Source organism: Geodermatophilus sp. DF01-2 (assembly GCF_004571065.1).
In the GTDB taxonomy this organism is placed as follows: Bacteria; Actinomycetota; Actinomycetes; order Mycobacteriales; family Geodermatophilaceae; genus Geodermatophilus.
In genome coordinates, this window is record NZ_SPQN01000011.1 from 27,543 (window position 1) to 48,687 (window position 21,145).

Sequence of the window (21,145 nt, forward strand, 5' to 3'; positions counted from 1 at the left end):
TCTTCGAGGCGGACCCAAGCCTTCGAGAAATCGCCGACATGCCTCCCGGCGTTTGGGCGAATAGGAGTCATCGTGGAGCCACATGGGCGGTAACGGTTATCGACGACGAGGACTAGGGATGTCACTCGGTGGCGGTGCTCATAACCAGCATTGGCGGCGGATGCGCACAGGACCCGGTTAGGTCGTTCACAGGCGATGTTGTCCGGTGTACTCCGCGAGCCGGCAGGATGGTCTAATCCGCCGCGTCGGTGGCGGTGGAGAATAGCGCCGGGCAGATGGTCACCCACGCCACCCCGGCGGCGTCGAAGCGCTACACCTACGACGCGCTGGGCCGGCTCACCGACGTCCAGGACACGCTGACCGGCGCGTCGCTGTGCGTGGCCCGCAAGTACGGGTACGACCCCCGGGGGAACCGGTCGTTGCTGGCGACCGCCGCGTCGGGCAGCAGCACCTGCGCCGACCCGGCCAACCCCGGCGGCGCGGCGGCGAGCACCACGTCATACACGTATGACTCGGCTGACCGGCTGGTCACCGAGTCGGCGGTGGACGCGGGGGCGTGGGTGTACGACCCGCTGGGCCGGATCACCACGGCGCCGGTGCGCGGGTCGCCGGGGGCGCGGGTGGTCAACGGCTACTTCGCCAACGATCTGATCGCTTCGCAGACGATCGACGGGGTCGCCCGGCAGACCTGGTCGCTGGACGCGATCGGCCGGTTCGCCTCCTACACCAACGAGGCGTGGGCGGTCGGTGCCGACGGGACGCCGGGGTGGCAGGAGGCGGTCACCAAGGTCAACCACTACGACTCCGACTCCGACTTTCCGGCGTGGATCGCCGAGGACGCCTCGCTGCCGGATGAGATCACGCGCTACGTCGACGGCCTCGACGGCAACCTGGCGATGCAGACTGGCAAGACCGGCGATCGGGTGCTGCAGCTGATCGATCTGCACGGCGACGTGATGACGACGCTGCCGATCCGGGATGGCGAGCACACCGCCGACTGGACCGGGCTGGCGCACCAGACCGCCGACGAGTTCGGCAACCCGACCGACCTCACCACCGGTATCGCACGGGTGAGCGACGGGTCGGCGCCGGGCAAGGACGGCCGGTACGGCTGGCTGGGCGGCAAGCAGCGCTCCGCCGACGCCCTCGCCGGGGTGCTCTTGATGGGGGTACGGCTCTACGACCCGGGCACCGGCCGGTTCTGGTCGGTCGACCCCGAGCCCGGCGGCAACGCCACCGCCTACGACTACTGCTCCGCCGACCCGGTCAACTGCACCGACCTCGATGGCCGCTGGTCCATGGGCGGCTTCCTGCGCCGCGCCGCCCGCGTCGCCGAAGTCGTCGCCACCGTCGTCCCCGGACCCATCGGCGCCGCCGCCGGCGCCATCTCCGCCGGCGCCTACGCCGCCACCGGCAACCGGTCTCGGGCGTTGGAGATGGCCGCCACCGCCGCCGCCCAGATGGTCGGCGCCGGCGGCGCAGTCCGCGCCGGCTTCGCCCTCGCCCGCGCCGCCGGCAACACCGCCGCCCGCGTCGGCCGCTCCACCGTCCAAGCCGTCCGACGGGCGCCGGTGCGCCGACCGGCACCCGCTCCGCGCGGCCCCTCGTGCCGTACACGGAACAGCTTCACCCCCGACACCGGCGTCCTGATGGCCGACGGCACCACCAGGCCGATCAGCGACATCGACGTCGGCGACCTCGTCACCGCCCGCGACCCCCTCACCGGTGAGACGACCGCGCAACCGGTCCTCGACGTCATCGTCGGCACCGGGGACAAACACCTCATCACCGTCACCACCACAGCAGCCACCGACCGGGGTGAGGGAGAGGCTGCCGGCGTCGTTAGCGGCCAGGACACCTGGAATGCCACCGCGAACCACCCCATCTGGGTCGAGGGCGAGGGGTGGACCGACGCCGACGGCCTCGAAGTCGGCGATCTCCTCGCCAGCGCCAACGGCGACCTACGCGTCATTGTGGCGCTCCTCGACAAAGGCTGGATGGCAGGGCAGACTGTTTACAACCTGAGCGTTGGCAATGTCCATACGTTTGTCATCGGAGATAACGGCCACGGGACGCTCGTCCACAACTGCTCGACCTCGTCTGTCAGCGGTCGGAGACTCGCCGAAGACCTCGCGCGCCGAGAAGCACGCTCTCTGGCGCAAAGTGGAGGAGGACGGCGCATCATCGGGGCCGAGAGGATCGGCGACCGGAGATTTACCGGATGGGAGAAGCGCCAACACGTAAACGCGCCCAACGGGCGGCGAACGGCGTGGCATTGGATGTACAACCCGCGGACGGGTGAAGTTCGCCAGTTCAAGCGGATGCGTTGACTTGGAGAAAAAGTTGCTGACGAACGATGCTTATCCTTGGTTGGTTCATGTGCGACTGCCCTTGCCGGCAGAGGCTTTCGCGAGTGGCAGATCCTGGGCCGTGTGGGACCTCAACCTCGACCTTAACGACGCACGAGAGCTGGATTATCTGTTCGATTACGTGAAAGATCTTGCCATCATTACTTCTGGAAGAATCAGAGACCGAGCGATCGAGATCGCTGTGGACCTGTCTTACGCCAGAGGCGACGCCTCCCTCCAGAGGAAATCAGTCGACTCCGGCGGCGGTCTTGACCGGGGCGCCGAGACCATAGAATGCTTAATGCGCTTGACGGTCGATCGCGCCATAAGTGGCTCGATCGCTCCCTCCTTGGCGCTCAAGACTCTCATCTGGCTTCTTGAGGTTGATGAGCACGCACTGGCCGGTGAAGACTGGCTCGGCATCATTTTGACGTTGCGCGACGAGTTCCCCGTGGAGCAGGCCGGGAGCGAGACTGCTCTTAATGAGTCGGAGGTGTTGAATTCTCTAGCACCCATTAAGGAGTTTCGGGAGTTTTTCCCTGACAATGAGACAAACCCTAAGTGAAGAGCAGCAATGAGGTTTCCTCACCTGGTTCCGCGGTCGAGTGAGGTCAGCACAAGAGCAGCAGCAGTAATCGCGCTGATGCGCTGTGGGCAGATGGCAGGGCTGCGGTTTCAGGGCGGGCACGAGCCATGTGGTGATCTGAGGGTGTCGAAGTCCTTGATCGCCAGTGAGAAGGCCCGTGCCCGCGACCTCGTCTTCCCCGACCGCCCTGGCCGAGGCCGCCGGCGCCCGGTCGTGGAGGCCTGCGATGGCCGGTTCACCGATCACCACGCCCGACTGGCCAGGATGCTGCTCGACCAGATCGACGAACTCAGCGCCCACATTGAGGCGGTGACCGTCCTGCTCGATGAGGCGATCACCGCGCTGCCCAACCCGGCAACCGACCCCACCGAGACCGACCCCACCGGCACCGACCCCACCGGCACCGACCCACCGAGACCGACCCACCGAGACCGACGGTGGCAACCCGACCCCGCCGACCGCGACACCGGCCACGGTCGCCTCGGCGGTGGCACGGCTGGCCAAGATCCCCGGCGCCGGCCCGGACTCGGCCCGGGCCGTGATCGGCGAGCTCGGCCGGGACATGACGGTGTTCGGCTGTGAGCCACGACGTTGACCCACCACTCGGATCGACGGGCGTGACGCTCGACCTCAGACACGCCGGAGCGCCCCTGCCGAACGCCGTCCTGCGGTAACCAACCCGCGCATATCAGCATGGACCGCGCGTCGCACCGACACGCTCATCCCGTCGTCCCGCTGACTCGAGCCAGCACAAAGCCAGGCGCCGCCAGAGCAGCTAGCCCGGGCGGCGCCTCGCCCTGCCACTTGACAGACCGACCTCACATATAAACCGAGGGCCGCGGCGGCCGGTGCGGCGATCAGGTCGCGCAGCCGCGTGATGCGTCGGTGACGGTGGTCGCCCAGGGGTGGTGCTCGGTCAGGTGCAGCAGTCGGCGACGTCCGGTGCGGGCGAGGGTGGCCGGGACGGTGAACAGCCGGGTGCGCAGCCGCTCGGGTTCCCACCGGCGGGCCGGGTGCTCGGTCAGGGCGAGCATCTGCATCCAGGCAACCAGGTCGCAGGCCAGCGCGACGGTGGCGCACCAGATCTGGCTCTGGGCGGGGTCATGCAGGTTGGTCAGCCCGGTGTCGTTGGCGGCTCGGATGCGGTTCTCGGCCCGGGGGCGGCGGCGGTGGCGCAGCTCGAGTGCGGGCAGCTGCCCGCGGGTGCTGTTGGCGGCGCGGGCGGTGACCCGCAGCCCGTCGGCATCGGTGATCCGTAACTGGGCGCCAGGATATGGGCGTCCTTCGCGGACGATGACCCGCATGCCTTCCGGCCAGCCGGTCAGGTCCAGCAGTCTGGTCAGCTCGGCGACCCAGGCGCCGTCGCGGATCTTGTCGTGCGCGTCGTAGGTCGGCGTCCACGCTCAGCCGGTAAGAGAGCGAGCAGCTTGGCGGTGTCCTCTGGCAGGCCGAGGCCGATCGAGTAGGACAACCGCTGCCGGTGGCACCAGTTCAGAACCTTGCGGATGGCTCCGGCGGCGTCGGCCAGGATCACCGCTGCACGACCGACGCATCGGGATGATCAGAACCGGAGCGATGCACGATCCGGGCTAGCGTCGAGGCGTTCTGGTCCCCGAGATCACCGAGGAGCCCGCATGACCACGCCGGAGACGATGGACCGGTGGACCGACGGGGAGCGGCTGTTCGCCACCGCCCTGGGCCGGCTGACCGACGAGGAACTCGACGGCCCCTCGCTGCTTCCCGGCTGGGACCGCCGACACGTGGTCGCGCACGTCGCCCGCAACGCCGACGCGCTGGTCAACCTGCTGGCCTGGGCGCGGACCGGGGACGAGACGCCGATGTACCCCTCGCGCGAGGCGCGGGACGCCGGCATCGCCGAGGCCGCCGCGCTGGAGGCGTCGCAGCTGCGCACCGAGCTGGTCGCCGCCACCGCCCGGCTCGCCGACGCCGTCCGAGGGCTGCCGGGGCCGGCGTGGTCGGCGGAGGTGCGCACCATGCAGGGCCGCCCGGTGCCCGCCTCGCACGTGCCGTGGATGCGCTGCACGGAGGTGGTCGTGCACGCCGTCGACCTCGACGCCGGCGTGGGCTTCGCCGACGTGGCCGAGGACGTGCAGGCGGCGATCTGCGAGGAGGTGTTCGGCGCGTGGGAGCGGCGCGGCGAGACGCCCGACGTCGTCGTCTTCGCCGGCGACCGGGAGTGGGGGAGCGGTGCGGTCGCCGTCTCCGGGGCGCTGCCGGCGGTGACCGGCTGGCTCACCGGGCGCAGCCGGGGCGAGGAACTCGCCGCGGACGGCGCCCTGCCGGAGCTGCCGCGCTGGCTCTGACGCCCTGACCTGCGACGGCGGCGGGACGTCGGCAAGCTGCGGGGATGCACTCGGTACTGGACTGGCTCGTCACGGCCGCCGGTGCGGCCGTCGTGGCCCTGGCCCTGCGCGACATCTTCCACACCCTGTGGCGCCCGACCGGGCGGGGAGACCTCAGCCGTCGGGTCATGTCTGCGGTATGGCGCGCCGGCCGGAGCGGTCGCCGGAGGGATTCCGGAGGAGGCGGCGTGCTCAGCGGACCGCTGGGGATGGTGCTGGTCGTGCTCACCTGGGCCATCCTGGTGGTGATCGGTGGAGCACTCGTCCACTGGCCGCACCTGGACGACGGGTTCTCCCTGGGGAGCGGCCTGGACCCGGACCGGCGGGGCGGCTTCCTCGACGCCGTCTACGTCAGCCTCGTCACCACCGCGACGCTCGGCTTCGGGGACATCGTGCCGACGGCGGCCTGGCTGCGCGTCGTCCTCCCGATCCAGGCCTTCATCGGGTTCGCGCTGCTCACCGCCGCGGTCACCTGGGTCCTGCAGCTGTACCCCGCCCTCATCCGGCGGCGCACCCTCGCCGTCCGGCTCGCCACGCTGCGCGAGGTCGACACGGCCGCGATGCTCACCAGCCCGGACGGGACGCTCGCGGTGCAGGTCCTCGCCGGCCTCGCCGACTCGTTCGCCCAGGCCCGGGTCGACGTCACCCAGTACGCCGAGACCTACTACTTCCGCGAGTACTCCGCCGATGCGGCACTGGCGGCGATGGTGACCGTCGCCGCCGATCTCGCGGACGCAGCGAGCCGTGCGCCCAGCGTGGACGTCCGGCTGGCCGGCGACCTGGTGGCGCACGCGGTCGACGACTACCTGGCGGTCCTCGGCCAGCAGTTCCTCGGTGTGGACGGCGACGCGGCCGACCGGATGCGCGCGTACGCGGCCGACCACGGTTTCGGCGAGGGGAAGCGGCTCGGCGGGTGACCCCCCGGGCGGTCGTGAGAAAAGATCCCTCGACCGTGTCGATCCGGGCGGTGCCCGTTCGACGTGTCAGTGAGGGGCGGTGGACCGCCGGCCGACCGGGCCGCGACCGCCCCGTCCGAGGAGGGACCCCCGATGCGTTTCATGGTGATCGTCAAGGCCAACGAGGACAGCGAGAACGGCGTGATGCCGACCGAGCAGCAGCTCACCGAGATGGGGGCCTACAACGAGGAGCTGGTCAAGGCCGGCGTCATGCTGGCCGGCGACGGCCTGCACCCGAGCTCTCGCGGCTTCCGCGTCCGCTTCGACGCCGACGGGAGGAGCACCGTCGTCGACGGGCCGTTCGCCGAGACCGAGGAGCTGATCGCCGGCTACTGGATCCTGCAGGCCGGCTCCCGCGAGGAGATCGAGGAGTGGGTGCGGCGGGCGCCGTTCCGCGACGACGAGATCGAGGTCCGCCAGGTCTTCGAGACCGAGGACTTCGGCGACGCGATGACCCCGGAGCTGCGCGAACAGGAGGACCGGCTGCGGGCGACGGTCGAGACCCAGCAGAACTCCTGACGGCAGGCGGGGCGGCGGTGCGCGGCGGGACGACGACGTCGCGTGCCCCCGGCCGGGTCGCGTCGGCGTCGGACAGAACCTCGCGGTCTCGTACAGTGCTGGAGGACCCGGTGTCACGGGGGCGCCGGGCCTCCGACCGGTGCCGTCAGGGCAATCGGGCCAGCAGCGCCCGGGCGACGGCCGCGGCCGCCGGTTCCACCGGCTGCCGCGCCGCCGCGGCCCGCAGCCAGCCGGCCAGGGGAGTGGCCACCGCGGGGAGAACGCCGCGATCCAGGGGCCCGTCCCCGCCCGCGCGTCGGCCACGTGCTCCCTCCCGCCGTCCGGCAGGTGGGCGACCACCTCGGGTCGGGTCGCCAGCAGCCCGCCGGCCCGCCAGTCTCCGGGCGTCGTCCGGTCGGCGAGGGCCTCCAGCCGCGCCGCTGCCTCCTCGAGGAGCTCGGGGGTGTCGGCCATGTCCTCGCCCACCCGCCCTCAGGCCGGCTCTCGGCGCATCGGGACGTGCGGGATGCCGTCCTCGACGTAGCCGGGTCCGCTGCGCCGGAACCCGAACCGCTCGTACCAGCCCTCCAGGTGGGCCTGTGCGCCCAGCGTGATCGGGGCGCCGTCGCACAGCGCGATGCCCGCCACGATCAGCCGCGCGGCCAGGCCCCGCCCGCGGTGCGCGGCCGCGGTGGCGACCCGGCCGATCGCGCGGGTGTCGCCGTCGTCGAGCACCCGGATGGTCGCGGCGATCCCGGCGTCGTCGTCCTCGAACCACAGGTGCACCGTGGCCGGCTCGACGTCCCGGCCGTCCAGCTCCGGGTAGGGGCAGTCCTGCTCGACGACGAACACGTCCACCCGCAGCCGGCACAGCCCGTAGACCTCGGCGCCGGTCAGCTCGGCGAACCGGGCCGTGCGCATGCGGAGCGCGGTGGTGCTCATGCACGTGTTGTAGCCGATCGGACCGGCCCGCCCGACTGCGACCCGTGGTACACCTTCTGGTTAGGTGTGCCTTGCCTATCTCCGGACGTTGCCGCGTGGCCGACCCACACGCAGGACGCCGGCGGGGCAGTACCGCCGGGCACGGGGCCCGGGAAGCGTCGGCGAGGAGGGCCACGTGCTCGGAGGAACCAGGTTCGGGCGGACCACCGCTCCTGCGATGTGCATCCTGACGGTGGCCGGCGTGCTCGCCGGCTGCGGGTCGGGCGACGCGGAGGCCGCCGAGACGCTGACCGTCTACAGCGCCCAGCACGAGAGCCTGGTGCGCACCATGCTCGAGGGCTTCACCGAGGAGACCGGCATCGCGCTGGAGTTCCGCGACGCCAACGACGCCGAGCTGGCCAACCAGATCGTGCAGGAGGGCGAGGCCTCGCCGGCCGACGTCTTCCTCACCGAGAACAGCCCGGCGATCGAGGTCGTGGAGGAGGCCGGGCTGCTGGCGCCGATCGACGAGGAGACCTTGGCGCAGGTCGGGGAGCAGTACCGGCCCGAGTCGGGCAACTGGGTCGGCTTCGCCGCGCGGTCGACGGTGCTGGCCTACAACCCCGAGCAGATCCCGGAGGAGGAGCTGCCCGGCTCCATCCTCGACCTCGCCGATCCGCGGTGGGAGGGGCGGGTCGGCATCGCTGCCGGGGGAGCGGACTTCCAGGCCATCGTGGCCGCCGTCCTCGCGCTGCGCGGTGAGGAAGCCACCCGTGCGTGGCTCGAGGGGCTCGAGCGCAACGCGAACGTCTACCCGAGCAACACCGCGGTGATGAAGGCCGTCGACGAGGGCGAGGTCGACGTCGGCGTCATGTACCACTACTACTGGTACCGCGACCAGGCCGAGAACGGGCTGGTCGGCGACGACGCCCGCCTGCACTACTTCCGCAACCAGGACCCGGGCGCCTTCCTCAGCGTCTCCGGCGCCGGCGTCCTGGCCTCCAGCGACCAGCCGGAGGAGGCCCAGCGGCTCGTCGCCTACCTGACCGGTCCGGAGGCGCAGCGGCGGCTGGCCGAGAGCACGGCGCTGGAGTACGCCGTCGGCACCGGCGTCCCCTCCGCCGAGGTGCTGCCGCCGCTCGAGGAGCTGCAGGCGCCGGACGTCGACCCCGGCGAGCTCGACCAGCAGCGGGTCACCGAGCTGATGCAGGACGTGGGGCTGCTCTGACCGTCCCCGTGTCGCCGGCCGCCGGGCCCGGGACGACGGCCCGGCCGGCCGTCCCGGGCCGGTTCCGCACGCGCACGGGCCCGCGGCGCCCCCCGGTCACCCTCCTGCTCGCCGCGGCGGTGGCGCTGCTCGCGCTGCTGCCGCTGGCCTACGTCCTCGCCGCCATGGTGGACGTCGGCTGGAGCGGGGTCCGCGAGCTGGTGTTCCGCCCGCGGGTCGGCGAGCTGCTGTGGAACACCGGCCGGCTGGTCGGCGGCACGGTGGCGCTCTGCGCCGTCCTGGGCGTCGGCGCGGCCTGGCTGGTCGAGCGTGCGGCACTGCCCGGACGGCGGGTCTGGCACGTGCTGCTGGTGGCGCCGCTGGCCGTGCCCGCGTTCGTCAACAGCTACGCCTGGATCTCCCTGCTGCCCGGCCTGGACACCTACGGCGGCGCCCTGCTGGTCGTCACGCTCTCCTACTTCCCGTTCGTCTACCTGCCCGTGGTCGCCGCCTTCCGCGGCCTGGACCCGGCGCTGGAGGACACCGCCCGCGGCCTCGGCCTCTCCGGCTGGGCGGTGTTCCGGCGGGTGCAGCTGCCGCAGCTGCGGGTGGCGCTGCTCGGCGGCGGCCTGCTCGTCGCGCTGCACGTGCTGGCCGAGTTCGGCGCGCTGCAGATGCTGCGCTACCCGACCTTCACCACCGCGATCTACGACCAGTACCGCGCGACCTTCAACGGGCCGGGCGCGACGGCGCTGGCCGCCGTCCTCCTCCTGCTGTGCCTGCTGCTGCTCCTGGCCGAGCTCCGGCTGCGCGGCCGCCGCGGGTACGCACGCACGGGTTCCGGGGTGGCCCGCGCCGGGCGGCCGGTGCGGCTGGGCGCTGGAGGAGCTCCGGCGTTGCTGGCACTGGCCGGGCTGGTCGCGCTCTCGCTTGCCGTGCCGCTGGGCAGCCTGGCGCTGTGGATGGTCCGCGGCTCCTCGACCACGCTGGACCGGTCCGCCCTGCTGGAGACGACCGGGACGACGCTCGGGCTGGCCGCCGTCGCCGCCGCCGTCACCACGGCCATGGCGCTGCCGACCGGCTGGCTCGCCGTCCGTGCCCGGGGCCGGATGGCGACACTGCTGGAGCGCAGCACCTACCTGGGCAGCTCGGTGCCGGCCATCGTCATCGCCCTCGCGCTGGTCACCGTGGCGATCGAGGTGACGCCGTGGATCTACCAGACGGTTCCGGTGCTGCTGGCCGCCTACGCGATCCTGTTCCTGCCACGGGCGATCGTTCCCGTCCGCGCCGCGGTCGAGCAGGCGCCGCCGCTCTACGACGACGTCGCCGCCTCGCTCGGCTCCTCGGCCCTCGACCGGGTGCGGCGGGTGACGCTGCCGCTGCTCGCCCCCGGCCTCGGCGCGGGCGCCGCACTGGTCTTCCTCGCCGTCGTCACCGAGCTGACCGCCACCCTGCTGCTGGCGCCGACCGGCACGACGACGCTGGCCACCGCCTTCTGGTCGGCCAGCAGCGCGCTGGAGTACGGTGCCGCCGCCCCGTACGCGGTGGTCATGGTGCTGCTCTCGGCGCCGGCCACCGTGCTGCTCTCCCGCGACGCCCGCCGGGGGCTCGACGCCGTGACCGCCCGACGCACGGGACGAGGACCTCTGCCATGAGCTCCCTGACGGTCACGGACGTGACGAAGTCCTACGGCGCCACGCCGGTCCTCACCGGGGTCGACCTGCACGTGCCCGAGGGGAGCTTCACCGCGCTGCTCGGCCCCTCCGGGTGCGGCAAGACGACGCTGCTGCGGCTGGTCGCCGGCTTCGACGACCCCGACCGCGGCACCGTCGAGGTGAGCGGGCGCGCGGTGGCCGGCCCGGGCATGAGCGTGGCCGCACGGCGCCGCCGGATCGGCTTCGTGCCGCAGGAAGGCGGGCTGTTCCCGCACCTGTCGGTGGCCGGCAACGTCGCCTTCGGCCTGCCCCGGCGGCAGCGCCGCGACACCGGCCGGGTGCGCGAGCTGCTGCGCCTGGTCGGCCTCGACGCCGCGCTCGCCGAGCGCTCGCCGCACCAGCTCTCCGGCGGTCAGCAGCAGCGGGTCGCGCTGGCCCGTGCGCTGGCGCCGGCGCCGTCCCTGGTGCTGCTCGACGAGCCGTTCTCCTCGCTCGACGCCTCGCTGCGGGAGGAGACCCGGCAGGCGGTCGCCGACGCGCTCGCCGCGGCCGGTGCGACCGCCGTGCTGGTCACCCACGACCAGGCCGAGGCGCTGTCGATGGCCGACCAGGTGGCCGTGCTACGCGGCGGCCGGCTGGTGCAGCTGGCCGATCCGCGCACCCTCTACCGCAGCCCGCACGACCTCGACGTCGCCACCTTCGTCGGCGAGTCGGTGGTGCTCGACGCCGACGTCCGGGCCGGCCGGGCGCACTCGGCCCTCGGCGTGCTCGACCTCGAGCGCGCCTGCCCGGACGGGCCGGCGCGGGTGCTGCTGCGCCCCGAGCAGCTGCGGCTGGGCCGGGCGGGCGGGAGCGGGCCGCTGGCCCGCGTGCGCGCCGTCGACTTCTTCGGCCACGACGCCCGGGTGCGGCTCGAGCTGCCGTCCGGAGTCGCCTTCAGTGCCCGGCTGGAGGGCTGGGACCTGCCGGCGGCGGGGGACGACGTGACGGTCGGCGTCCTCGGCGCCGCCCTGCCGTTCCCGTCCGCCGAGGGCGCCCCGGCCGCCCACGTGTCGGCCTGACGACGACACGGACCGCCCGGCTCACCGCGCTGGGTTAGGTGTGCCTAAGCTCACCGCCGTGGACCTTCTCCTCTTCACGGTCGACCCCGGCTGGGGCGCCGACGTGGTCGCCGCGGGCGCGGCCGGGATCGTCGTGGACTGGGAGCGGCGTGGCAAGCACCGCCGCCAGCTCGGCGAGGGCACCCAGATCAACGACGACACCCCCGCAGACCTCAGCCGCATGCGCGCCGCCACCGACGGGCGGCTGGTGTGCCGGCTCAACGGCTTCGGCCCCTGGACCGCCGCCGAGGTGGACGACGCCGTCGCCCGCGGCGCCGACGAGCTGCTGCTGCCGATGGTGCGCACGCCTGCGGAGGTCGACCGGACCCTCGACCTGGTCGCCGGCCGCTGCGGGCTGGGCATCCTCGTCGAGACGCAGGACGGCGTGGCGCACGCCGCCGAGCTGGCCCGCCGGCCGCTGTCGCGGGTGTACGTCGGGCTCAACGACCTGCGCATCGACCGCGGCTCCAGCGAGCTGTTCACACCGCTGGTCGACGGCACGGTGGACGCCGTCCGCGCCGTGGTGCCGGGGCCCTTCGGCGTCGGCGGGCTCACCCTTCCCGAGGGCGGCTCCCCGGTGCCGGCCTGGCTGCTCGCCGCGGAGCTGGTCCGCTGCGGCACCGACTTCACCTTCCTGCGGCGGTCCTTCACCGCCGACATGGCCGGGCGCGACCCGTTCGTCGAGGTGCCCCGGCTGCTCGCCGTGCTCACCGGGCTGGCGACCGCCACCGAGGTCGAGGTGGTAGAGCGTCGCGCCGCCTTCGTCGCCGCGGTGACCGGCGGACTGCCGGTGGCGCAGCCGGCGTGAGGGCACTGGTCACCGGTGCCGGCGGGTTCGTCGGCCGGCACCTGGTCGCCCGGCTGCGCGGCGACGGGTGGGACGTCGTCCCGCTGACGCGAGCGTCGGTGGATCTGGTCGACTTCTCCGCTGCTTCCGCCGTCGTGCTGGCCGCCGACCCGGACGTCGTCTTCTCCCTGGCCGCCGCGCGGCGCAAGGCGACCCCGGCCGAGCGGGCCGGCACCATTGCCGTCAACACCAGCCCGTGGCTGGTCGACGCGCTGCCGTCGCGCTGCCGCGCCGTCGTCCGGCTCGGCTCGTCCACCGAGTACGCCGCCGCTCCCGTGCCGCTGGCCGAGGACGCCGCGCTGCAGCCGCGCGGGTTCTTCGGCGCGACCAAGGCCGCCGGCTCGCTGCTGCTGCAGGCCGCCGCGGCCGAGCGCGGGGTGCGGTCGGCGGTGCTGCGCGCCTTCCAGGTGTACGGGCCCGGCGACCACCCGACCCGGCTGGTGCCGGTCGTGCTCGACGCCGCCCGGACCGGCGCCGTCGTCCCGCTGCCGGCGCAGGTGAGCCGCCGGGACTGGGTGTGGGTCGGCGACGTGGTGGACGCCTGCGTGCGCGCCGCGCTCGCCGACGACCTGCCGCCGGGGCAGGTGCTCAACATCGGCACGGGCCTGCAGACGTCGACCGAGGAACTGGTGTCGACCGCGTCCCGGGTGACCGGCCGGCCGATCGCGACTGCGGCCGGCGCGCACCCGGGCCGAGAGTGGGACACCGACTGCTGGGTCAGCGACCCGTCGTTGGCGGCGTCGCGGCTGGGATGGCGGCCGACGGTCGACCTGGCCGAGGGGCTGGCCCGCACCTGGGCTGCGCTGGCGTGAGCCGGGTCGCCGTCGTCGTCCCCGTGTACCGCAACGCGACGACCCTGTCCCCGCTGGTGTCGCGGCTGGATGCCGCGCTGGCCGGGCGGGACTGGCGGCTGCGGCTGGTGGTCGACGCCTGTCCCGCCGGCAGTGCGGACGTCGCGCTACGGCTGGCCGCCGACCTCCGGGTCGAGGTGACGGTGCTGTCCGTGAACGGCGGGCAGCACGCGGCCCTCCGGCAGGGGCTCGCCGACGAGACGGACGCCGATGTCTGGGTGTGCATGGACGCCGACCTGCAGGATCGGCCCGAGGCCGTGCCGCTGCTGCTCGACCGACTGGCGTCCGGTGACGTGGAGGCAGTGTTCGCCGGGCGGCGCGGGGCGTACGAGTCGAGGGTGCGGCGGGCGACGGGGGACCTGCACCGCCTCGTCGCCGCGCGGCTGACCGGGCTGCCGCCGGACGCGGGGGCCTTCCTCGCTCTCGGCCCGCACGTGCGCTCGGCCGTGCTGGCCACCGACGCCCCCAGCGTGGTGCTCGCCGTGGGGCTGGCCCGCCGGCCGGTGACCAGCGTGCCGGTGTCGCGTGACGTCCGGGCCGAGGGGCGGTCGGCGTGGACGGCCCGGGCCCGGCTGGGTCAGTCGGTGCGCTCGCTGGGCTGGGCCCTGCGCCATCGGTAGGGCCCGCTCGCCCGGCCGCTCAGGGCCTCGGTCGAGAGCGGTACGCATCTGTGGACAAGGCGCTGAGCTGGGGGTTCACGTTGCTGGGGCACCCTCCGGTGCGGTGGTGCTCGTACACCAGTTCGAGTCAGTAGGAGGTGTCGTGGACGAGCTGCTGACCGCGCTGGACACCCTCGCCACCGACGATCTGGCGTCGATGTTCGGCCCGGCGTTGCTGGACCGGCTGCGGCCGCTGCTGCTGGCGCAGAACAAACTGGCCGCAGAGGTCGTCCGCACCGTGCGCGAGTGCGAGGTCAGCGGGGCCGCGGAGGTCGACGGGCTCGAGGTCATGACTTCCTGGCTGCGCGGGCACGGGCACCTGTCGGAGGCCCAGGCCGCACGGGTCGTGCGCGCCGGCCGAGCACTGTCGCACCTGCCGGGCATGGCCGCCGCGTTCGCCGCCGGTGAGGTCACCGGCGGGCAGGCCGCAGTCATCGCCCAGGTCGCCGAGCCGAAGGCCCTGGCCCTGGCCGCGGAGCAGAACGTCGACCTCGGTGTGGTCGACGAGCTGCTCACCGGGGTGGCTGCGACGGCTCCGCACGGGGACACCGCCAAGGCGGTGCACCACTACCTGGACCGGCTCGACGCCGACGGACCCGAGCCGGACCCCACCGAGGGCCGGCAGCTGAACATCGCCAAGCACGCCGACGGGTCGATCTCCGGCCGCTTCGACCTGGACGCCGTCGGTGGGGAGAAGCTGCAGACGGCGCTGGAATCAGTGGTGCAGGCCGCCCGCTGCGCCGGCGACGAGCGTACCCGCGCCCAGCAGCAGGCCGACGCTCTCGTCCAGCTGTGCGACAACCAGCTCGCCTCCGGTCAGCTGCCGATCCTGCGCAGCGTCAAGCCGCAGGTGATCGTCAAGGTCGGCATCGGCGACATGGTCGACCCGGCCACCGGCGCGGGGGCGGGCGCGATGGGCTTCGGTGCGAAGATCTCGGCCGCCCGCGCCCGGTGGGTGGCGTGCGACGGGCAGGTCACCCGGATCGTGATGGGGCCCGATGGGCTGCCGCTGGACGTCGGCCGCAGCCTGCGGCTGGTCCCGGCCCACATCCGACGCGCGGCGGAGGTCCGCGACGGCGGGTGCGTGTTCGCCGGCTGCGGCGCCCCGACCTGGTGGTGCGACGTGCACCACCAGTTGGAGTGGGCGTTGGGTGGGGAGACCAGCCTGGACAACAGCGCGCTGCTGTGCGAGAGGCATCACACCAAGGTGCACCACGGGTTCCGGGTCGAGCGACGACCCGACGGCCGATGGCGCACCTGGCGACCTGACGGCACCGAGATCCTCATCGGCCCCCGCCTCGACGTAGCAGCCTGAGGCTGCCGCGCGGGTGCGCACGGGAGACGTCAAACGGGCTTGACCCACCGCGACCACTCGTCCTGTCGGCGGTAGCCGCTGGCCGCCCAGATTCGCCGTCCAGGTCGTTCTCGTCGAGCACCATCGCGTCGATCCGCTGGGCACCGAGTGTCTTCGGCCGCTCCTCCGCGGCCGCGAGCAGGGCGCTGCCGATCCCCTGACGCCGCCGGTCGGGGCGCACGGCCAACCGGTAGAGGTGGGCGCGCCGACCATCTCATCCGGCGATCACCGACCCGACGAGGACTCCCTCGTCCTCGGCCACGGTCAGTGCGTCGGGGTCACGACCGATCAGTGCCCCGGCGGCTGCACGGGTGTCCAAGGGGCGGCCGGCGTTCTCGGCCGCGTCGCGCCAGAGATCGATGAGCCCGTCGACGTCGGCGGTCACGGCGGTCCGGACCTGAACGAAGGCATGGCGCCATCCTGCAGCGTCGCCTCAGCGCTCCCAGACCTGGACGAGCAGGTTGGTCTTGCCGGCGGGGAACTCGTATCCGGCGGTGACCCGCAGCCCGGCCTCCTCGAGGATCGCGTCGTCGTCGGTGGACACCACCTCGCCGCGGATCACCCGGCGGACCAGCCACACCCGGTCGGCCGCCGCCGGGGCGTCGTCCGGCGGCAGGACGACGTCCGGCCGCAGTCGTGGGGCCGTCGTCCGGACGTAGTGGTCCAGCCCGGTCGCCGACCGCTGGTCCGCGGCCACGATGGGCTCGCCGGGACGGTGGCGCTCCGCCAGCAGCGCGACCACCTCGTCGGCGCGCTCCCGCGGCTCCCGATCGAACAGCGGCGCGGCGGCCAGCAGCGAGCAGGCCACCAGCAGCCCGGCGACCGGCGCCCGGGCACCCCATGGCACGGTCAGGGCACCGATCGCCGCCAGCACGCCCAGCCCCAACAGGCCGACCAGCAGGTAGCGGGGGAGGAACACCGGTCGTACGAGTTCGGCGAGCAGCAGCAGAACCAGCGGTACGAGCGCCCAGCAGGTGCCGACCACCCGCACCCCGGCCCCGCGCACTGCACCGAGCACGGCCAGCCCGACGGTCAGGTAGAGCAGCGGCGTCCGCCCGCCGGACCACGCCTCGACGGCGAGGTCGGCCAGCGTGCCCCCCGTGTCGCGCAGGTGCGCGGCGTTGCGCGCGCCGGTGCCGTTCAGCAGGTTCACTCCGACCAGTCCCACGGCCGGGAGAGCCGCCGCCGCGCCGGTGAGCGCCACGGGCACCGCCCGCAGCCCCCGCAGCACCAGCGCCGCCACGACGAACGCGGCCAGCGCGGTCACGGCGTACCAGTGGGCCAGGCCCATCCCCGCCCCGGCCACCCCGAACAGCAGCAGCCCGCGCGGCGCACCCTGCAGCCACCGCACCAGCCCGAGCAGCGCGGCACCGGTCGCCAGCACGGCCAGCCCGTAGGGCCGCGCCTCCACCGCCTGCTCGAGCAGCAGCGGGTTCGCGGCCACCACCACCCCCGCCAGCACCCCGGCCGCCCGCGTCGCCAGCCGGGTCACCGCCCGGGTCACCAGTGCCAGCCCGCCGGCGGTGGCCAGCAGGGACAGCACCCGCAGCGAGGTGTCACCGCCGAGCCCCGGCAGCGACATCCACGTGTGCACCACGAAGTAGTAGGGCGCGTTGTACGAGGGCGGGACGTCGACCAGGTAGCTCGTCGTCCCGCGGCCCTCGACGATCGCGGCGAGGATCTCCCCGTACGGCCGGCGTCCCACCTCGGCGGTGAACAGCTCGTCGAACCACAGCCCGTGACCGGGGAGCAGGAGCACCGTGCCGAGGAGGACGACGGCGAGCGGCGGGAGCAGCTCGAGCGCCGACCAGCGGATGTCCGGCCGCGCGTCGACCGGCTGCGGCGGTGCGGAAGCCCGTTCCGCCGTGGTGCTCACGCCCTGCAGGTTAGGCCACCCTTTCTCGACCGCCGCTCAGGTCCGTCGCGCGCCGTACCGTCGCCGGCCGGATGGGCGGAGGTTCGGGCCGGAGCGCGGGCAGCGGGAGAGCCGGCCACGGCGCGACGGGAGAGGCTGGAGCCGTGCCGGTGGATCCGTGGGGACAGCAGGGGTACGGCGTCCGCTTCGACTGGGGCCCCACGGGAGCCGCGCGTGCCGACTCCCGCCTCGGCGTACTCGTGGTCGTCGACGTGCTGTCCTTCAGCACGTCGGTGTCGGTCGTGGTCGACCGCGGAGGAGCCGTCTACCCGGCTGCGTGGCGCGACGCCCGTGCGCAGGCGCTGGCGCGAGAGGAGGACGCGGTCCTCGCCGTCGGCCGTCGCGAGGTGACCGGCGAGCACCCGTGGTCCCTGTCGCCCGCGGCGCTGCGCGCGGCACCCGTCCCCGCCCGGCTGGTCCTGCCGTCGCCCAACGGCTCCGCGGTCGCGGCAGCCGCAGCGGGCGTCGTGGTCGCCGCCTGCCTGCGCAACGCCTGCGCCGTCGCTGACTGGCTGCACCCGGCGTACGGCACGACCCGGGCGCCGGTGACCGTGGTCGCCGCCGGCGAGCGCTGGCCCGACGGCTCGCTGCGGCCGGCCCTCGAGGATCTCCTCGGTGCCGGAGCGGTCCTCGCCGCAGTGCAGGAGCGCGGCGACGCATCGCTCTCCCCGGAGGCCGAGGCAGCCGCCGCGGCGTTCCGGGCTACGGCCTCGGTGCCCGACACGGTCCACCGGTGCGCCTCGGGGCTGGAACTCGCGGCCGGCGGGTTCGCCGGCGACGTCGAGGTCGCCGTGGAGGTGGACGTCAGCCCGGTCGTGCCGCTGCTGCGGAACCGGGCGTTCCGGGCCGCCGGCTGAACCGGGCCACGCCGCAGCCTCAGCGCTCGTCGTCCGGGTCGTCGGTGCGGTTGTGCGCACGCTTCCAGAACGGGACGGCGATCCACCACCAGGCCAGGAAGGCGGCGACGGCGGCGGCGGTGACCCACGCCGCGGTGAGGTCGAAGAGGACGTCGGTCACCAGCAGCACGGCCGACACGATCGCAATGGCCAGCACGACCAGCCCGGCGAACGCCGACCGGTTGCTGCGCCGCAGGAGGGCCTCCTTGTCGCGCTGGCGGAACAGCACCCGGTGCTGGGCGGCCGGTGCGATGAGCAGGCCGGTCGCGACGGCGACGGCGATCAGCGTGACGAAGTAGACGTCGCGCTGGAAGTCGTTGAGCTCGGCGCCCCGCTGCTGGAACGGCACGATCAGCAGGAACGCGAACAGGAACTGCACGCCAGGCAGCGCGACCCGCAGCTCGTTGAGCAACTCCATGAGCTCCCGGTCGATCCGCTCCTTGCGGCTCTCCTCCGGCGAGTCATCGCGCCGCTGCGGACTCCGCACGTCCGTCATGGTTCTCACCGCCCGTCTGCGTTCACCCGCCGTTCACCTCGGCCGGGATGGTGCCACGGCGGAGCGGTGGGTATGCGCAGCCCGGTCACCCCGTTCAGGCGGTCAGGAGGACGAGATGTCGATGTGGGCCCCCATGGAACCCAACCTCGGCAGGGAGGACGACGGGATCCCGGCGGCCGACCCGGGCGCGGGCGCCCCGCCACCCGCCGACGGATTCGGCGTCGGCGGTGAGGAGCCCGAGCGGCTCGAGGAGGACGCCCGGCCGGCAGCGGACGAGGAGGACGCCCGACCGGCAGCGGACGGGGGTGTGCAGCACGCCGACCCGCCACCGTTCCGTACCCCGGACCCGGCAGAGGTCTCGCGCGAGGGCCGCTGAGCCCCGCACCACGGACATGCCAGGGCCCGGCGGACCGCGCTGCTGCGACGGTCCCGCCGTGCCCCGGCGCGTCGGTCAGCCCCGGACGACGGCGAGCGCGCGGTCGACCAGCTCGTAGTGGCCGACCGCCCAGAAGACGACCCCGGCCGCCGCCAGCCCGCCCACGGTCACCGCCGCCGAGCTCACCGGGTGCTGCTTGGCGTGCTGCCACGCGTCCCGGGCCTTGCGGCGGAACGCCACGAAGAACCGTCGTGCCCACTCGAACTCCGTCGACCACACCCACAACCCCACCAGGATCGGCGGGATGGTGAGCGGCCCGGGCAGCACGGTGAGCGCGAGGCCCAACAGGACGAAGAGCAGCCCGGCGAAGAACACCGCCACCCGGTAGGCGGTGGCGAGCCCCGGCTTGTGCCGGACGCGGTCCCGCCACGAGCCCGGCTCGACCGGACGCGGCTTGCCCAACCCGTCCGAGCAGTCGGGACACCGGGTGGCGCCGCCGGCGTGCGTGTCCTGCGCATCGAGGGAGCGGGTCAACGGAACTCCAGAGGTGGGGTCGGTGGCGGGGGAGGAGCGGTCAGCGCTGGGCGAACCCGCGGGCGACCTCGCCGGGCCGCTGCTGCTCGCCGGCGTAGGAGCTGACGGCGACCAGCGCGCCGGTCAGCGCCGGGATCACCCACTGCAGCTGGTCCAGCTTCGCCTGGGCGGCGGCGACCTCGGCCTTGGCCCGCTTGCTCGGCCGAGTCCCCGACCGGGACGGCGTGCTGCCCGCGTCGGAGACCACGCGGCCCAGCGCCCGGCTGTAGGCGGTGACGCCGAGCGCGGCCGCGGTGAGCGTGGTCTTGAGCACGCTCATCCCGGCGACGCCCTGCTGGCCGGCGACGCGCTTGCGGTTGCCCAGCAGCTGGCCGACGCTGCCGAACAGGTGCGTGCCGATGGCCGCGGCGTTCACCGGCGTCCACCGGTCCCACCCGGCGTTGGCGACCCGGCCGGTGTCCGAGGCGCCGCCGGCCGCGCCGGCGGCGGGGTTGAGCGCGACGGCGTTGGCGAGTGTGCCGCCGAACCAGGCGGCGAGTCCGACGTCGTGCATCGCACGGGAGAGGGTGTTCCGGGCCATGGGGCTGCTCCTCGGGACGGGTCGTGGATGGAGTCGCTCTACCCCGCTCACCACGTTCCCACTCGGTTGCGCCCGATCCGGTGTGTGCTCAGCCCCCGTAGCGCAGCGCCGCCCGCCGGCGTGCCTTGGCCGCCTCCTCCTCGCGGTCCCTGGGCGGCGCGGTGGTGACCAGCGCGGCCAGCAGCCGGGCGGAGGCCTCGGCGACCTCGGCGACGGCGCGGTCGAACACCTCCGCGTTGGCCCGGGACGGCCGCGCCGTGCCGCTGATCTTCCGCACGTACTGCAGCGCGGCGGCGTGGATCTCCTCGTCGGTCACCGGCGGCTCGAAGTTGGCCAGCGGTCGGATGTTGCGGCACATGCGCGGCAGCGTAGGAGCGGCCGGTGTCGGCCGGCAGCCGGAGGTTCCCGTCGGGATGCCTGACCCGGCCGGCACGAACGGTCACCGGGGTCCACGATCGGCACCGGGGCGGAGAAGGAGGACGGCGATGGTCGTGCTGCTGGTGGACGCCGCGAACGTGGTCGGTGCCCGGCCCGACGGCTGGTGGCGCGACCGCGCGGGTGCGACGTCCCGGCTGCTGCGCCGGCTGGCGCCGCTGGCGGGGCGGGAGGTGACCGCGCCCGGTGGCGGCCCGGTGCTGTGCGGCGAGGTGGTCGCGGTCGTCGAGGGGACGGCGCGGGCCGTGGCACGACCGGGCGGCGTGACCCTGGTGCGGGCTCCCGGCAGCGGGGACGACGCGTTGGCCGCCTGCGCCGCGCGGCTCGCCGAGGAGGGACGGGACGTGCTGGTGGTCACCGCCGATCGCGGGCTGCGCGCCCGGCTGCCGGCCGGCGTCGCCGTCGCCGGGCCCGGATGGCTGTACCGGGTGCTCGACCACCAGGCCCGTCCCGACGGTGCCGTCCCGGACGCACCCGCATGACCCGGCGAGCCCGAGGGTAGAGCGACTCCACCGACGCGGGCCGAGACGTGCCCGCGCGTCCGTAGCCTCCCGAGCCCGAGGAGCCG

Annotated in this window: 23 protein-coding genes and 1 pseudogene; 16 read left to right on the plus strand and 8 right to left on the minus strand. The window is 73.9% G+C overall.

From position 1 onward, the window contains the following. The first annotated feature begins 248 nt into the window (after positions 1–248). The 3 genes from E4P41_RS05460 (at position 249) to E4P41_RS05470 (ending at position 3,516) form a co-directional block, all read left to right on the plus strand. Positions 249–2,330: an RHS repeat-associated core domain-containing protein gene (locus E4P41_RS05460; protein WP_135139916.1), complete on the plus strand. Its 2,082-nt coding sequence runs from the start codon at positions 249–251 to the stop codon at positions 2,328–2,330. Beyond that, positions 2,299–2,913 (plus strand): hypothetical protein, encoded by a 615-nt coding sequence (locus tag E4P41_RS05465; RefSeq protein ID WP_135139917.1) that lies wholly within the window; start codon positions 2,299–2,301, stop codon positions 2,911–2,913. Before E4P41_RS05460 ends, E4P41_RS05465 begins: the two co-directional genes overlap by 32 nt. 144 nt (positions 2,914–3,057) lie before the next feature. Next, complete coding sequence (locus E4P41_RS05470; RefSeq protein ID WP_135139918.1) at positions 3,058–3,516, plus strand: hypothetical protein; 459 nt, start codon at positions 3,058–3,060, stop codon at positions 3,514–3,516. A gap of 275 nt (positions 3,517–3,791) precedes the next feature. Here the strand turns inward: E4P41_RS05470 and E4P41_RS05475 are convergent. Then, positions 3,792–4,468 (minus strand): annotated as a pseudogene (locus E4P41_RS05475) (transposase); the annotation flags it as partial. A 100-nt stretch (positions 4,469–4,568) separates the two neighbouring features. Here E4P41_RS05475 and E4P41_RS05480 point away from each other — a divergent pair. From E4P41_RS05480 to E4P41_RS05490, 3 genes are all read left to right on the plus strand, one after another. Continuing rightward, positions 4,569–5,258 (plus strand): maleylpyruvate isomerase family mycothiol-dependent enzyme, encoded by a 690-nt coding sequence (locus E4P41_RS05480; protein ID WP_209307555.1) that lies wholly within the window; start codon positions 4,569–4,571, stop codon positions 5,256–5,258. Positions 5,259–5,485: 227 nt separating this feature from the next. Then, complete coding sequence (locus tag E4P41_RS05485) at positions 5,486–6,214, plus strand: potassium channel family protein (RefSeq protein WP_209307556.1); 729 nt, start codon at positions 5,486–5,488, stop codon at positions 6,212–6,214. A 132-nt stretch (positions 6,215–6,346) separates the two neighbouring features. Further along, a complete protein-coding gene (locus E4P41_RS05490) occupies positions 6,347–6,772 on the plus strand; it encodes a YciI family protein (protein WP_135139920.1) in 426 nt (141 codons plus the stop codon). 471 nt (positions 6,773–7,243) lie between these two features. On the opposite strand, the gene E4P41_RS05500 is transcribed toward E4P41_RS05490, so the two are convergent. Further along, complete coding sequence (locus E4P41_RS05500) at positions 7,244–7,693, minus strand: GNAT family N-acetyltransferase (protein ID WP_135139921.1); 450 nt, start codon at positions 7,691–7,693, stop codon at positions 7,244–7,246. 217 nt (positions 7,694–7,910) lie between these two features. Here E4P41_RS05500 and E4P41_RS05505 point away from each other — a divergent pair, with 217 nt between their 5' ends. The 7 genes from E4P41_RS05505 to E4P41_RS05535 all read left to right on the plus strand — a co-directional run bounded on the left by E4P41_RS05505 (position 7,911) and on the right by E4P41_RS05535 (position 15,306). After that, positions 7,911–8,900 carry an iron ABC transporter substrate-binding protein gene (locus E4P41_RS05505; RefSeq protein ID WP_167760935.1) on the plus strand — a complete coding sequence of 330 codons (990 nt, stop codon included), beginning with the start codon at positions 7,911–7,913 and terminating at the stop codon, positions 8,898–8,900. Positions 8,901–8,908: 8 nt separating this feature from the next. Beyond that, positions 8,909–10,534, plus strand: coding sequence for an iron ABC transporter permease (locus E4P41_RS05510; RefSeq protein WP_245177130.1), 1,626 nt, complete (start codon positions 8,909–8,911; stop codon positions 10,532–10,534). Then, positions 10,531–11,595, plus strand: a complete 1,065-nt coding sequence (locus tag E4P41_RS05515) for an ABC transporter ATP-binding protein (protein ID WP_135139923.1) — start codon at positions 10,531–10,533, stop codon at positions 11,593–11,595. The genes E4P41_RS05510 and E4P41_RS05515 overlap by 4 nt, the downstream gene beginning before the upstream one ends. Positions 11,596–11,653: 58 nt before the next feature. Then, positions 11,654–12,442, plus strand: a complete 789-nt coding sequence (locus tag E4P41_RS05520) for an aldolase/citrate lyase family protein (protein ID WP_245177131.1) — start codon at positions 11,654–11,656, stop codon at positions 12,440–12,442. Further along, positions 12,439–13,293 carry an NAD(P)-dependent oxidoreductase gene (locus E4P41_RS05525; protein WP_135139925.1) on the plus strand — a complete coding sequence of 285 codons (855 nt, stop codon included), beginning with the start codon at positions 12,439–12,441 and terminating at the stop codon, positions 13,291–13,293. The genes E4P41_RS05520 and E4P41_RS05525 overlap by 4 nt, the downstream gene beginning before the upstream one ends. After that, positions 13,290–13,952 carry a glycosyltransferase gene (locus E4P41_RS05530; protein ID WP_135139926.1) on the plus strand — a complete coding sequence of 221 codons (663 nt, stop codon included), beginning with the start codon at positions 13,290–13,292 and terminating at the stop codon, positions 13,950–13,952. Before E4P41_RS05525 ends, E4P41_RS05530 begins: the two co-directional genes overlap by 4 nt. 142 nt (positions 13,953–14,094) lie before the next feature. Next, entirely contained in the window at positions 14,095–15,306 is a 1,212-nt protein-coding gene (locus E4P41_RS05535) for an HNH endonuclease signature motif containing protein (RefSeq protein WP_135139927.1), read from the plus strand. Between the two features lie 253 nt (positions 15,307–15,559). Here E4P41_RS05535 and E4P41_RS23050 read toward each other — a convergent pair whose 3' ends face one another. Together E4P41_RS23050 and E4P41_RS05545 are read right to left on the minus strand one after the other, a co-directional pair. Further along, positions 15,560–15,730 carry a hypothetical protein gene (locus E4P41_RS23050; RefSeq protein ID WP_245177132.1) on the minus strand — a complete coding sequence of 57 codons (171 nt, stop codon included), beginning with the start codon at positions 15,728–15,730 and terminating at the stop codon, positions 15,560–15,562. A gap of 48 nt (positions 15,731–15,778) precedes the next feature. Then, complete coding sequence (locus E4P41_RS05545) at positions 15,779–17,221, minus strand: glycosyltransferase family 39 protein (RefSeq protein ID WP_135139928.1); 1,443 nt, start codon at positions 17,219–17,221, stop codon at positions 15,779–15,781. A 143-nt stretch (positions 17,222–17,364) separates the two neighbouring features. On the opposite strand from E4P41_RS05545, the gene E4P41_RS05550 reads away from it, so the two are divergent. Further along, complete coding sequence (locus E4P41_RS05550; protein WP_209307557.1) at positions 17,365–18,117, plus strand: 2-phosphosulfolactate phosphatase; 753 nt, start codon at positions 17,365–17,367, stop codon at positions 18,115–18,117. A 19-nt stretch (positions 18,118–18,136) separates the two neighbouring features. Here the strand turns inward: E4P41_RS05550 and E4P41_RS05555 are convergent, their stop codons facing one another. Next, positions 18,137–18,652: a DUF6328 family protein gene (locus E4P41_RS05555; RefSeq protein WP_135139930.1), complete on the minus strand. Its 516-nt coding sequence runs from the start codon at positions 18,650–18,652 to the stop codon at positions 18,137–18,139. 115 nt (positions 18,653–18,767) lie between these two features. Here E4P41_RS05555 and E4P41_RS05560 point away from each other — a divergent pair, with 115 nt between their 5' ends. Continuing rightward, the gene (locus tag E4P41_RS05560; protein ID WP_135139931.1) at positions 18,768–19,028 is read left to right on the plus strand and encodes a hypothetical protein; all 261 of its coding nucleotides are present in this window, start codon (positions 18,768–18,770) and stop codon (positions 19,026–19,028) included. Positions 19,029–19,103: 75 nt separating this feature from the next. On the opposite strand, the gene E4P41_RS05565 is transcribed toward E4P41_RS05560, so the two are convergent. The 3 genes from E4P41_RS05565 to E4P41_RS05575 form a co-directional block, all read right to left on the minus strand. Next, a complete protein-coding gene (locus tag E4P41_RS05565; RefSeq protein ID WP_135139932.1) occupies positions 19,104–19,562 on the minus strand; it encodes a PGPGW domain-containing protein in 459 nt (152 codons plus the stop codon). A gap of 40 nt (positions 19,563–19,602) precedes the next feature. Further along, complete coding sequence (locus tag E4P41_RS05570) at positions 19,603–20,142, minus strand: hypothetical protein (protein ID WP_135139933.1); 540 nt, start codon at positions 20,140–20,142, stop codon at positions 19,603–19,605. An 88-nt stretch (positions 20,143–20,230) separates the two neighbouring features. Then, entirely contained in the window at positions 20,231–20,500 is a 270-nt protein-coding gene (locus E4P41_RS05575; protein ID WP_135139934.1) for a DUF2277 domain-containing protein, read from the minus strand. A 127-nt stretch (positions 20,501–20,627) separates the two neighbouring features. Between E4P41_RS05575 and E4P41_RS05580 the strand changes: the two genes are divergently transcribed. Beyond that, positions 20,628–21,059, plus strand: a complete 432-nt coding sequence (locus E4P41_RS05580) for a hypothetical protein (protein WP_135139935.1) — start codon at positions 20,628–20,630, stop codon at positions 21,057–21,059. Positions 21,060–21,145: the final 86 nt, after the last annotated feature.

Excerpts from the sequence above, each read along its gene's own strand:
- E4P41_RS05515 (WP_135139923.1), top strand. The coding sequence starts at position 10,531 with ATGAGCTCCCTGACGGTCACGGACGTGACGAAGTCCTACGGCGCCACG.
- E4P41_RS05500 (WP_135139921.1), bottom strand. The coding sequence starts at position 7,693 with ATGAGCACCACCGCGCTCCGCATGCGCACGGCCCGGTTCGCCGAGCTG.
- E4P41_RS05555 (WP_135139930.1), bottom strand. The coding sequence starts at position 18,652 with ATGACGGACGTGCGGAGTCCGCAGCGGCGCGATGACTCGCCGGAGGAG.
- E4P41_RS05480 (WP_209307555.1), top strand. The coding sequence starts at position 4,569 with ATGACCACGCCGGAGACGATGGACCGGTGGACCGACGGGGAGCGGCTG.
- E4P41_RS05490 (WP_135139920.1), top strand. The coding sequence starts at position 6,347 with ATGCGTTTCATGGTGATCGTCAAGGCCAACGAGGACAGCGAGAACGGC.
- E4P41_RS05570 (WP_135139933.1), bottom strand. The coding sequence starts at position 20,142 with ATGGCCCGGAACACCCTCTCCCGTGCGATGCACGACGTCGGACTCGCC.
- E4P41_RS05575 (WP_135139934.1), bottom strand. The coding sequence starts at position 20,500 with ATGTGCCGCAACATCCGACCGCTGGCCAACTTCGAGCCGCCGGTGACC.
- E4P41_RS05560 (WP_135139931.1), top strand. The coding sequence starts at position 18,768 with ATGTCGATGTGGGCCCCCATGGAACCCAACCTCGGCAGGGAGGACGAC.
- E4P41_RS05505 (WP_167760935.1), top strand. The coding sequence starts at position 7,911 with ATGTGCATCCTGACGGTGGCCGGCGTGCTCGCCGGCTGCGGGTCGGGC.
- E4P41_RS05580 (WP_135139935.1), top strand. The coding sequence starts at position 20,628 with ATGGTCGTGCTGCTGGTGGACGCCGCGAACGTGGTCGGTGCCCGGCCC.